Annotated in this window: 10 protein-coding genes and 1 pseudogene; 8 read left to right on the forward strand and 3 right to left on the reverse strand. The window is 50.2% G+C overall.

What is annotated here, in order from left to right; genetic code table 11:
- The first annotated feature begins 567 nt into the window (after positions 1–567).
- The 6 genes from ACUU1M_RS15430 (at position 568) to opgB (ending at position 6,276) form a co-directional block, all read left to right on the forward strand.
- Positions 568–1,338, forward strand: a complete 771-nt coding sequence (locus ACUU1M_RS15430; protein ID WP_075331766.1) for a threonine/serine exporter family protein — start codon at positions 568–570, stop codon at positions 1,336–1,338.
- Complete coding sequence (locus ACUU1M_RS15435; RefSeq protein WP_000538191.1) at positions 1,329–1,802, forward strand: threonine/serine exporter; 474 nt, start codon at positions 1,329–1,331, stop codon at positions 1,800–1,802. Before ACUU1M_RS15430 ends, ACUU1M_RS15435 begins: the two co-directional genes overlap by 10 nt.
- Positions 1,803–1,908: 106 nt before the next feature.
- Positions 1,909–2,448, forward strand: a complete 540-nt coding sequence (dnaT, locus tag ACUU1M_RS15440) for a primosomal protein DnaT (RefSeq protein ID WP_000098818.1) — start codon at positions 1,909–1,911, stop codon at positions 2,446–2,448.
- Positions 2,449–2,450: 2 nt separating this feature from the next.
- A complete protein-coding gene (gene dnaC, locus ACUU1M_RS15445; protein ID WP_000799911.1) occupies positions 2,451–3,188 on the forward strand; it encodes a DNA replication protein DnaC in 738 nt (245 codons plus the stop codon).
- Positions 3,189–3,236: 48 nt separating this feature from the next.
- Positions 3,237–3,731 (forward strand): DUF2501 domain-containing protein YjjA, encoded by a 495-nt coding sequence (gene yjjA / locus ACUU1M_RS15450; RefSeq protein WP_077248833.1) that lies wholly within the window; start codon positions 3,237–3,239, stop codon positions 3,729–3,731.
- 253 nt (positions 3,732–3,984) lie between these two features.
- Positions 3,985–6,276: a phosphatidylglycerol--membrane-oligosaccharide glycerophosphotransferase gene (opgB, locus tag ACUU1M_RS15455; protein ID WP_001292683.1), complete on the forward strand. Its 2,292-nt coding sequence runs from the start codon at positions 3,985–3,987 to the stop codon at positions 6,274–6,276.
- A 137-nt stretch (positions 6,277–6,413) separates the two neighbouring features.
- On the opposite strand, the gene lgoD is transcribed toward opgB, so the two are convergent.
- On the reverse strand, positions 6,414–7,436 hold the full coding sequence (gene lgoD, locus ACUU1M_RS15460; RefSeq protein ID WP_000106033.1) for an L-galactonate oxidoreductase: 1,023 nt from the start codon (positions 7,434–7,436) through the stop codon (positions 6,414–6,416).
- Positions 7,437–7,574: 138 nt separating this feature from the next.
- Here lgoD and ACUU1M_RS15465 point away from each other — a divergent pair, with 138 nt between their 5' ends.
- Complete coding sequence (locus tag ACUU1M_RS15465) at positions 7,575–8,489, forward strand: GntR family transcriptional regulator (RefSeq protein WP_000091584.1); 915 nt, start codon at positions 7,575–7,577, stop codon at positions 8,487–8,489.
- 214 nt (positions 8,490–8,703) lie between these two features.
- A complete protein-coding gene (locus tag ACUU1M_RS15470; protein WP_152028968.1) occupies positions 8,704–10,065 on the forward strand; it encodes an MFS transporter in 1,362 nt (453 codons plus the stop codon).
- A 48-nt stretch (positions 10,066–10,113) separates the two neighbouring features.
- On the opposite strand, the pseudogene tsr reads toward ACUU1M_RS15470, so the two are convergent.
- A pseudogene (gene tsr / locus ACUU1M_RS15475) lies at positions 10,114–11,777 on the reverse strand (methyl-accepting chemotaxis protein).
- Positions 11,778–11,895: 118 nt separating this feature from the next.
- A complete protein-coding gene (gene hpaR / locus ACUU1M_RS15480; RefSeq protein ID WP_000543916.1) occupies positions 11,896–12,342 on the reverse strand; it encodes a homoprotocatechuate degradation operon regulator HpaR in 447 nt (148 codons plus the stop codon).
- Positions 12,343–12,347: the final 5 nt, after the last annotated feature.

Here is a 12,347-nt window from a genome sequence, read left to right on the forward strand (position 1 = left end):
ATTCCTTAAATGTTTCCAGCAAATTAATAGATTAAGCGAATAAATTATCCTTAGCATTCACTTTCATATCAGCATACTCCTGCTGCACAACAACTCCACTGCATGTGTCAGAAGGTTAGCATCAAATGATAACCTGGTGAAATAGCCTGGAGACATTTAAAATATCTACATTAAGTTGTTAGAAATACTTAATGAAAAACAGAAATCTCATTCATTTAATTTATAATTAAATGATATCTCTTCCCGCAGAATGCGGGAATCACACAATCAATATTTATTCAATAAAATCTGATGATTTTAACTTGTTAACACTAAAAAACGCGCCCAGCTATCTATTATCCTGCCCCGTAAAGGCTAAACAATAAATTCATTATAGTGATAATATTCATGTGATAGTTTGTTTGCGGCGAGAGATAATTCGCTTTTTATCACCGAGCTTGTCCCAATAACCAGGATTAATCAGCGCAATTTTGATCTTAACCTACCGCAAAACAACCGTGCTTCATGATACAAATGGATTCTCATTATCTGAACAATACGCAGCACGTCTATGACAAAGGGCGAGTTATGCAAACTGAGCAACAGCGAGCCGTAACGCGGCTTTGTATCCAGTGTGGATTATTTCTTTTGCAACATGGTGCGGAAAGCGCGTTGGTTGATGAGCTTTCCTCACGACTGGGTCGGGCGCTGGGAATGGACAGCGTCGAAAGTTCTATCTCTTCGAACGCCATAGTGCTGACAACTATTAAAGATGGGCAATGCCTGACATCGACACGTAAAAATCACGATCGCGGCATTAATATGCATGTGGTGACTGAAGTCCAGCACATTGTGATTCTTGCGGAGCATCATCTGCTGGATTACAAAGGCGTAGAGAAACGATTTAGCCAAATTCAACCATTACGTTACCCAAGATGGCTGGTAGCCTTAATGGTTGGCCTTTCTTGCGCCTGTTTCTGTAAACTCAATAACGGTGGCTGGGATGGTGCCGTCATCACCTTCTTTGCCAGTACGACCGCGATGTATATCCGCCAGCTGCTGGCACAACGTCATCTTCATCCACAGATCAACTTTTGCCTTACCGCTTTCGCCGCCACCACCATTTCCGGATTGCTTTTGCAACTCCCCACTTTCAGCAATACCACCACCATTGCGATGGCCGCCAGCGTTCTGCTGCTAGTGCCGGGCTTTCCGTTGATTAACGCCGTCGCCGATATGTTTAAAGGCCACATCAATACCGGACTGGCACGCTGGGCGATCGCCAGTCTGCTGACACTGGCTACCTGCGTCGGCGTAGTGATGGCACTGACGATTTGGGGGCTACGCGGATGGGTGTGATCGAATTTCTGTTAGCGTTGGCGCAGGATATGATCCTCGCCGCCATTCCTGCGGTCGGCTTTGCGATGGTGTTCAACGTTCCCGTGCGGGCGTTACGCTGGTGTGCGCTGCTTGGCTCGATAGGTCATGGTTCCCGAATGATCTTGATGACCAGCGGGTTGAATATTGAGTGGTCAACCTTTATGGCTTCTATGCTGGTCGGTACCATTGGTATTCAATGGTCGCGCTGGTATCTGGCGCATCCGAAAGTGTTTACCGTGGCGGCCGTTATCCCTATGTTCCCGGGCATATCGGCTTATACCGCAATGATTTCGGCGGTAAAAATCAGCCAGTTAGGTTACAGCGAACCGTTGATGATTACCCTGTTAACCAACTTTCTTACAGCTTCATCGATTGTTGGTGCGTTATCCATCGGTCTTTCCATTCCTGGATTATGGTTGTACCGCAAGCGCCCTCGCGTATAAAATTGCCTCGCTTAAGCACACGGATGAGAGACAGCCTCCTCTCCTCCGTGTGTTACTATAAAAGTTATCTCCCTTCTCGTTCATCGTTCCATATTTGAGAAACAGTATGTCTTCCAGAGTTTTGACCCCGGACGTCGTTGGTATTGACGCCCTGGTACACGATCACCAAACCGTTCTGGCAAAAGCTGAAGGCGGTGTGGTTGCCGTATTTGCTAACAATGCCCCTGCGTTTTATGCCGTCACGCCTGCACGCCTGGCTGAACTGCTGGCGCTGGAAGAAAAGCTAGCGCGTCCGGGAAGCGATGTCGCTCTGGACGATCAACTCTATCAGGAACCGCAAGCCGCTCCCGTTGCTGTACCCATGGGGAAATTCGCCATGTATCCGGACTGGCAACCCGATGCCGATTTTATCCGCCTGGCGGCGCTATGGGGCGTGGCGCTAAGAGAGCCGGTGACCACCGAAGAACTGGCCTCATTCATTGCCTACTGGCAGGCGGAAGGTAAAGTCTTTCACCATGTGCAGTGGCAACAAAAACTGGCGCGCAGCCTGCAAATCGGTCGTGCCAGCAACGGCGGACTGCCGAAACGAGATGTGAATACGGTCAGTGAACCTGACAGCCAAATTCCACCAGGATTCAGAGGGTAACGATGAAAAACGTTGGCGACCTGATGCAACGCCTGCAAAAAATGATGCCTGCCCATATCAAACCTGCATTCAAAACGGGTGAAGAGCTACTGGCCTGGCAGAAAGAACAAGGGGCGATCCGCTCCGCCGCTCTCGAACGTGAAAATCGGGCGATGAAAATGCAGCGCACCTTTAACCGCTCAGGTATTCGTCCACTGCATCAGAACTGCTCCTTTGAGAACTATCGCGTTGAGTGTGAAGGGCAGATGAATGCGTTAAGCAAAGCGCGCCAGTATGTCGAAGAGTTTGACGGCAACATCGCCAGCTTCATCTTTTCTGGTAAGCCAGGAACCGGCAAAAACCATCTGGCGGCGGCAATCTGCAACGAGCTGCTGCTACGCGGTAAATCCGTATTGATCATCACCGTGGCCGATATTATGTCGGCGATGAAAGATACCTTCAGGAATAGCGGTACCAGCGAAGAACAACTGCTTAACGATCTGAGCAACGTTGATCTGCTGGTGATCGATGAGATCGGCGTGCAGACCGAATCGAAATACGAAAAAGTGATCATCAACCAGATCGTCGATCGCCGCTCTTCTTCCAAACGCCCAACCGGAATGCTGACCAACAGTAATATGGAAGAGATGACCAAGTTGCTGGGCGAACGCGTGATGGACCGTATGCGCCTGGGTAACAGTTTATGGGTGATCTTCAACTGGGATAGCTACCGTAGCCGGGTAACGGGTAAAGAGTATTAATCCCCGTTTCTGGCGGTATACTGCGACACAATTCCACCTTGAGTAATGATGATGAAAACTATTAAACATCTTCTGTGCTGTGCCATTGCCGCCAGCGCATTAATTTCCACCGGGGTGCATGCTGCGTCCTGGAAAGATGCGCTCTCCAGCGCCGCCAGCGAACTTGGCAACCAAAACAGCACGACACAGGAAGGCGGTTGGTCGCTCGCGTCATTAACTAACTTGCTTAGCAGCGGAAACCAGGCCTTAAGCGCAGATAACATGAACAATGCCGCAGGCATTCTGCAATACTGCGCGAAGCAAAAGCTGGCTTCGGTAACCGATGCCGAAAACATCAAGAACCAGGTGCTGGAAAAGCTGGGCCTGAACAGTGAAGAGCAAAAAGAAGACACCAACTATCTGGACGGTATTCAGGGTTTGCTGAAAACCAAAGATGGTCAGCAACTCAATCTGGATAACATCGGAACGACTCCGCTGGCAGAAAAGGTGAAAACCAAAGCCTGCGATCTGGTGTTAAAGCAGGGGCTGAACTTCATTTCCTGAACCGCGAAACGCCGCGTTTTAGCTGTTACCCGGCTGACGCGGCTCTCTCCTGCCCTTTTCCCTGCTCCTGGACGGTTTTCCCCCTGTTACACGGGAAGCGACCGCGATCAAAAAAGTCTGTTTATAAACTAATTCCTAACAACATCGCATTTTTTTGACACTAGAATTGCAGCAATATGGCGACGCCATTACATTGTGCTTCTCAAAAAGCTTAAACGTTGGCTAAACGGCCCGGTTTAGTGAGGATCGCCCGTTGTCAGAACTACTCTCTTTCGCCCTTTTTCTCGCCTCTGTGCTGATTTACGCATGGAAAGCGGGACGTAACACCTGGTGGTTTGCAGCCACGTTAACGGTGCTGGGGCTATTTGTCGTTTTAAATATCACCCTGTTTGCCAGCGACTATTTTACTGGCGATGGTATTAACGACGCGGTTCTCTATACCTTAACCAACAGCCTGACCGGTGCTGGCGTCAGCAAATACATCCTGCCGGGTATCGGCATTGTGCTGGGGCTGACGGCGGTGTTCGGTGCGCTGGGCTGGATCCTGCGCCGTCGTCGTCATCATCCGCACCATTTTGGTTACAGCCTGCTGGCGCTCTTACTGGCGCTGGGTTCGGTGGACGCCAGCCCGGCATTTCGTCAGATAACGGAACTGGTGAAATCCCAGTCACGCGATGGCGACCCGGACTTTGCGGCTTATTATAAAGAGCCGTCGAAAACTATCCCTGACCCGAAACTCAACCTGGTTTATATCTACGGCGAAAGTCTCGAGCGGACCTATTTTGATAACGAAGCTTTCCCGGATCTCACGCCTGAACTGGGCGCGTTGAAAAATGAAGGCCTGGATTTCAGCCACACGCAGCAGCTGCCAGGAACGGATTACACGATTGCGGGCATGGTGGCTTCTCAGTGCGGCATACCGCTGTTCGCCCCCTTTGAAGGCAACGCCTCCGCCTCTGTCTCCAGCTTCTTCCCGCAGAACATCTGTCTGGGCGATATCCTGAAAAACTCGGGTTATCAGAACTATTTCGTGCAGGGCGCAAATCTGCGTTTTGCCGGTAAAGATGTGTTCCTGAAATCGCACGGCTTCGACCACTTATACGGCTCAGAAGAGCTGAAAAGCGTGGTAGCCGACCCGCACTATCGCAACGACTGGGGATTCTACGACGATACCGTTCTCGATGAAGCGTGGAAAAAGTTTGAAGAGCTTTCCCGCTCAGGTCAGCGATTCTCACTGTTTACCCTGACAGTCGATACCCATCACCCGGATGGTTTTATCTCGCGCACCTGTAACCGCAAAAAATATGATTTTGACGGTAAGCCGAATCAGTCATTCAGCGCGGTAAGTTGCAGCCAGGAGAATATCGCGACGTTTATCAACAAAATCAAAGCGTCACCGTGGTTTAAAGATACTGTCATCGTCGTCTCTTCTGACCATTTAGCGATGAACAACACGGCGTGGAAATACCTCAATAAGCAGGATCGCAATAACCTGTTTTTTGTCATTCGTGGCGACAAGCCGCAGCAAAAGACGCTGGCAGTGAAGCGTAACACGATGGATAACGGCGCGACGGTGCTGGACATTCTCGGTGGCGATAACTATCTCGGACTTGGTCGTAGCAGTTTATCCGGGCAGTCGATGTCGGAAATCTTCCTCAATATCAAAGAGAAAACATTGGCGTGGAAGCCAGATATCATCCGCCTGTGGAAATTCCCTAAAGAGATGAAAGAGTTCACCATCGACCAGCAGAAAAACATGATTGCCTTCTCGGGTAGCCATTTCCGTTTGCCGCTGCTGTTGCGGGTTTCAGACAAACGCGTGGAACCGCTGCCGGAAAGCGAATACTCAGCACCGCTGCGTTTCCAGCTGGCCGATTTCGCTCCACGCGACAATTTCGTCTGGGTTGACAGTTGCTACAAGATGGCACAACTCTGGGCTCCGGAACTGGCACTTTCCACCGACTGGTGTGTCTCGCAGGGGCAGCTTGGCGGTCAGCAAATTGTTCAGCATGTTGACAAAACAACATGGAAGAGCAAGACGGCATTTAAAGATACGGTCATCGACATGGCGCGTTACAAAGGCAATGTCGATACGCTGAAGATTGTTGATAACGATATTCGCTACAAAGCCGACAGTTTCATCTTTAACGTCGCCGGTGCGCCAGAAGAGGTGAAACAGTTTAGCGGGATTTCCCGTCCGGAGTCGTGGGGCCGCTGGTCCAACGCGCAGCTGGGCGATGAAGTAAAAATCGAGTACAAGCATCCGCTGCCGAAGAAATTTGACCTGGTGATTACCGCCAAAGCATACGGCAATAACGCCAGCCGTCCTATTCCGGTACGCGTAGGCAATGAAGAACAAACTCTTGTGCTGGGCAATGAAGTGACCACCACCACACTGCATTTCGATAACCCAACCGATGCCGACACACTGGTAATTGTGCCGCCGGAACCTGTCTCAACCAACGAAGGGAATATCCTCGGACACTCGCCGCGTAAGCTCGGGATCGGCATGGTGGAAATTAAAGTGGTAGAACGTGAAGGGTAATTCCTGACTGATGTGTAGGTCGCATAGGGTGCGACCTACACGCCTTCTCCGGCTTACAACACATTATTAAGAAACAAAAAAAACAGCGCCCAACACTTCCCCGGACGCTGCATGGCAACTTTAATAATCTCGCCTTATCAGAAAGTAATTACACCCTTAATCAACTCACGATTGTTAATCACATCGCGCTCGTAGGTTTCTGCCAGCGTGGCGAACGGATAGCGATGGGTTAACATCATGTCGGCAGTGATTTTCCCTTCCGCCATCAGTCGACCGACTTTAGCGAAATCTTCCGGCGTGGCGTTGCGGCTGCCCATCATCGTCGTTTCTTTTTTATGGAATTCCGGATCGGAGAACTGCAACTCACCTTTAAACAGACCGACAAATACCACCGTGCCGCCGTGACGAATCAGATTCACGGTATTATTCATCGCATGTTGATTACCTGTCGCGTCGATCACTTTCTGCGCCAGCGAACCACCAAACTGCGCCCGCAGCTGCGCGTCAAAATCTTCGGCTGACGGGTCCAGCACGGGCAACTCCAGACGCGTTGCCACATGTTCACGGCGCGCCGGACTGGTATCCGCCACCACCACCTGTGCGCCATCGGCTTTAGCGATTGCCGCCGCGCCCAGACCGATTGGCCCCGCCCCGACCACCAGCACCTGCTCGCCGGGAGCAATGGCTGCGCGACGCACCGCATGAGCGCTAATAGCGAAAGGTTCAATCAATGCGGCCGCCTGCGGGTCAATACCGTCTGCGGGCAAAATGTTCGCCACCGGCACGCTCAAATACTCACTAAAACCGCCATCCTGATGCACGCCAATGACTGAAATTTTTTCACAGCAGTTGGTACGCCCGCTTTTACACGCCGGGCATTGCTGACAGGCAACATAAGGGATCACAGCAACTTGCTGACCATTTTTAAGATCAGCAATATTTTTACCCAGCCCAACAATCTCCCCACATATTTCATGGCCTAAAACCCGTGGATAACTAAAAAATGGTTGATTTCCACCCCAGGCATGAATATCGGTACCGCAAATCCCGACAGACTTAATTTTTATTAATGCTTCATTGTCACCCGGAATAGGTATCTCGCGTTGTTTCCAGACTAATTCTTTCGGCTGCTGGCAAATTAAAACATTCATCGTAGACATGATTCGGCTCTCCATTTTTTGTTGCCTTAGATATCAATGAAAATGAAAAATGGCAGCGGAACGGAAAATCTGTTTTGTGAAAACACACGCATAAAAATGTTTTAAATCGGGTTTTAATGGACTCACAAGGAGGAAAATATGAGTCGTTCACAAAATTTACGCCACAATGTGATTAACCAGGTCATTGATGATATGGCGCGGGGTCATATCCCTTCCCCACTTCCATCGCAAAGTGCGCTGGCGGAAATGTACAACATCAGCCGCACTACAGTGCGTCATATTCTCAGCCAATTACGCGAATGCGGCGTCTTAACGCAGGTTGGAAACGACTATGTTATTGCGCGTAAACCTGACCATGATGACGGTTTCGCCTGTACTACCGCTTCAATGAGTGAACAAAACAAAGTGTTTGAGCAGGCTTTTTTCACGATGATAAACCAGCGTCAGTTACGCCCTAGGGAAACTTTTTCTGAACTGCAACTGGCTCGGGCCGCGGGTGTCAGCCCGGTGGTTGTAAGAGAATATCTTTTAAAATTCGGCCGTTATAATCTTATTCAAAGCGAAAAGCGCGGCCAGTGGAGCATGAAGCAATTCGATCAATCCTACGCCGAGCAGCTGTTTGAGCTACGCGAAATGCTCGAAACACATTCACTTCAGCACTTTCTCAACCTGCCTGATCATGATCCCCGCTGGCTGCAGGCGAAAACCATGCTAGAACGTCATCGGCTACTGCGTGACAACATCGGCAATAGCTTTCGCATGTTCTCGCAACTTGACAGAGATTTTCACTCCTTACTGCTTTCAGCTGCCGACAATATCTTTTTTGATCAATCGCTTGAGATCATCTCAGTCATCTTTCATTTTCACTATCAATGGGACGAAAGCGATCTTAAACAGCGCAATATCATTGCCGTCGATGAACATATGACCATTCTCAGCGCTCTGATTTGCCGCAGTGACCTTGATGCCACCCTTGCGCTCCGTAACCATTTGAATTCAGCTAAACAATCAATGATTCGATCCATTAATGAGAACACGCGTTATGCTCATTAAGTACGGATTAAAAACAGCAAACTATTAGCGGGTGCACGGTTTTATCAAAAGATAAATACCGGGAAATTCCCGCTTACCTATGCTCACAATCAGTCGACTAAAAATGTTTTTGTGAGCGGTAGTAAAGTCCTAAAACTTTAACCTGCCGTTAATGTCAACCTTGCGTAATGCACAATTACGTAAACAATTAAAATTATAAATATAGGAGTCCGGCGTGGAAAAAGAAAATATCACCCTCGATCCGCGTTCTTCATTTACTCCATCTTCGTCGGCAGATATTCCCGTGCCACCAGATGGATTAGTTCAACGCAGTACCCGAATTAAACGCATTCAAACCACCGCCATGTTGTTATTATTTTTTGCGGCGGTAATCAATTATCTCGACCGCAGTTCGCTGTCGGTAGCAAATTTAACGATTCGTGAAGAATTGGGATTAAGTGCCACCGAAATCGGCGCTTTGCTCTCCGTGTTTTCACTCGCTTACGGCATTGCGCAACTTCCTTGCGGCCCACTATTGGATCGTAAAGGCCCACGCCTGATGCTGGGACTGGGGATGTTCTTCTGGTCACTGTTCCAGGCCATGTCTGGCATGGTGCACAGCTTTACGCAGTTCGTGTTGGTGCGTATCGGTATGGGGATTGGTGAAGCGCCGATGAACCCATGCGGTGTAAAAGTCATTAACGACTGGTTCAACATCAAAGAGCGCGGACGCCCGATGGGCTTCTTCAACGCAGCTTCTACCATTGGCGTTGCTGTAAGCCCACCGATTCTGGCGGCAATGATGCTGGTGATGGGCTGGCGAGGGATATTTATTACCATTGGTGTACTGGGGATTTTTCTCGCCATCGGCTGGTATATGCTCTATCGCAACCGCGAGCACGTAGAACTGACTGCCGTTGAACAAGCTTATCTCAATGCAGGTAGCGTCAATGCCCGCCGAGATCCGCTCAATTTTGCCGAATGGCGCAGCCTGTTCCGTAACCGCACAATGTGGGGAATGATGCTCGGATTCAGTGGCATCAACTACACTGCGTGGCTGTATCTGGCCTGGCTTCCTGGTTACCTGCAAACAGCCTATAACCTGGATTTAAAAAGCACAGGGTTGATGGCGGCTATCCCTTTCCTGTTTGGGGCTGCCGGGATGCTGGTCAACGATTACGTTACTGACTGGCTGGTCAAAGGGGGAATGGCTCCGATTAAAAGCCGTAAGATCTGCATTATTACCGGGATGTTCTGTTCTGCCGCCTTTACGCTGATAGTACCACAAGCGACAACATCCATGATGGCGGTTCTGCTGATTGGCATGGCACTGTTCTGTATTCACTTTGCCGGAACATCCTGCTGGGGCTTGATCCACGTCGCAGTTGCTTCTCGCATGACTGCGTCGGTGGGCAGTATCCAGAACTTTGCCAGCTTCATCTGCGCCTCTTTCGCGCCGATCATTACTGGTTTTATTGTTGATACAACCCACTCATTCCGTCTGGCACTAATCATTTGCGGTTGCGTCACCGCAGCGGGAGCACTGGCGTACATCTTCCTGGTTCGCCAGCCGATCAACGACCCGCGTAAAGATTAAACTCCCTATGCCCGATAACATTTTGCTTATCGGGCATTTTTATGGCGATTAAAACGTTTCCCAGTTCTCCCCGCTATCTGCCACTGCCATTTTACGCGGCGTAGCTGGCGTCACGGTTTTTACCACAGCCGATGTTTCACGCTGCTGTTGCTGCTGTTGCTGAATCCGGAACACTGCCACAGCTTCGGTCAGGCGACTGGCCTGCTCTTCCAGCGCGGCGGCGGCAGCGGCAGATTCTTCCACCAGCGCGGCGTTCTGTTGAGTTACCCGGTCCATCTCAGCAACCGCTAAGCCAACCTGATCGATACCACGGCTCTGCTCATCAGAAGCAGAAGCTATTTCGCCCATAATGTCCGTCACGCGGGTCACAGCACTGACAATCTCCGCCATTGTTTCCCCGGCGCTTTCGACCAGCGTAGAGCCAACATCCACTTTCCCCACCGAGTCTTCAATCAGGCTTTTAATTTCACGAGCCGCCTGGGCGCTACGCTGGGCCAGATTACGCACTTCTCCCGCAACCACCGCAAAACCACGTCCTTGCTCACCCGCACGCGCTGCTTCAACCGCCGCGTTCAAAGCCAGAATATTGGTCTGGAAGGTAATGCCGTCAATTACGCTGATAATATCGGCGATTTTCTGCGAACTGGTGGAGATATCGCGCATAGTCTGCACCACGTTATCTACCACTTTGCCGCCGCGTTGCGCCGTTTCAGAAGCACTTAATGCCAGATGGCTGGCCTGGCGCGCATTCTCGGCGTTCTGTTTCACCGTTGCGGTCAGTTGCTCCATGCTGGCTGCCGTCTCTTCCAGCGAAGCGGCCTGTTGCTCGGTGCGCGAAGAGAGATCATTATTGCCGGTAGCGATTTCGCTGGCACCGCTATAGATGGCATTGGCCCCGTTGCGCACATCACCGACGGTACGCATCAGCTCTCCCTGCATATGGCGCAAACTCTCTGCCAGTTGCCCCATCTCATTAGAGCCATCCACCTCAATCGGTTTCACCAGATCGCCGCCTGCAATATGACGAATGCTGTCAATCAGGCGATTCATTGGCGCTACCAGCGAGGCTTTAATACCGAACCAGACGGCGAAGATGACCGCCAGTACGACGATCATCACGCCCACCAGAATCCACATCGCCTGGCTGTAGGAGGCATTGTTATCGCTGACGGCGATATCATAGAGCCGATCGTTTTGCTCCATGTAAGCCACATACTGCTTCTCGAAACCGTCCTGATATCCCTGGGTCGGCTGATCAAAGAACTCGTTGATTTTGCCTGCACCTAACAGTTGGATCAGCTCCGCCAGCGCATTGTGATAAATATCGTAATTACGTTTGATCTCTGCCGCTGCGGCGGTGCTCTGACGCGGGTCACGCGGCAACGCTTCGTAATCGCCCAGTTTTTTTCCGCCTGTTTCAGCGAAATACTGGCACTCTGCATCAGCTCAGCAACGGTTGAACCGCTACCAATATTATTCTGATCCATCATGTAGCGGATACCCGCGCGGTTGAGGGTGTTACGCGTCTGCAACAACGCGACCCAGCTGCCATTCAGCGTGGATTGCTGCTGGCGAATGGTTTGTAAAACAGTGAAATTTTCTTTGTCATTCTTTAAGGCATTAAAAAACAGACCGCCTGATGTCAGTTGTAAAAGGCCAAAAACGGCCAAAACCAGCAGTAAGCTAGTCACGATCTTGATACGTTTTAACATGGTTTCTCTTTCCTGTGGACCGATGCAAGATTTTCGGCCTGGAAAGCAAAAACTTTATGAAAAGGTGTAACCCGCCATCCATGGAAAAACCAGGCGCTGGTTATCAGATACTAAAAAGTTATTCATTATCGCCCGGGATGTCTTCTTGTCGGGAATTGCCCAGAGCAATAAATTCCTCTAACAGATGGGTTAACTGTTGCATTTTCTCGGCAGTAAACTGAGCTTCAATCTGCCGATAGGCTTCTTCAATCTGTGTCTGAGCGCGGTTATACAGCGCCTGCCCCTCTTTGGTCAGCGAGATATAGAGCTTCCGCTGATCATTGATCGGCTTTAATCGCAACACTAAACCGTCGCGTTCCATCCGCGTGAGGATCCCGGTCAGGCTTGGGCGCAAAATGCAGGCGCGATACGCCAGATCGTGAAAATCCATTGATGGGCTTTCCGCCAGAATACGCACGATGCGCCACTGTTGCTCAGTCAAATTATGCCGTTTAACGATTGGGCGAAAATAACTCATCGCCGCTTCTCGCGCCTGGAGCAACGCAATGGTTAGTGAGTCGTGCATTATCT

The organism is Shigella sp. SIG6, assembly GCF_053555815.1.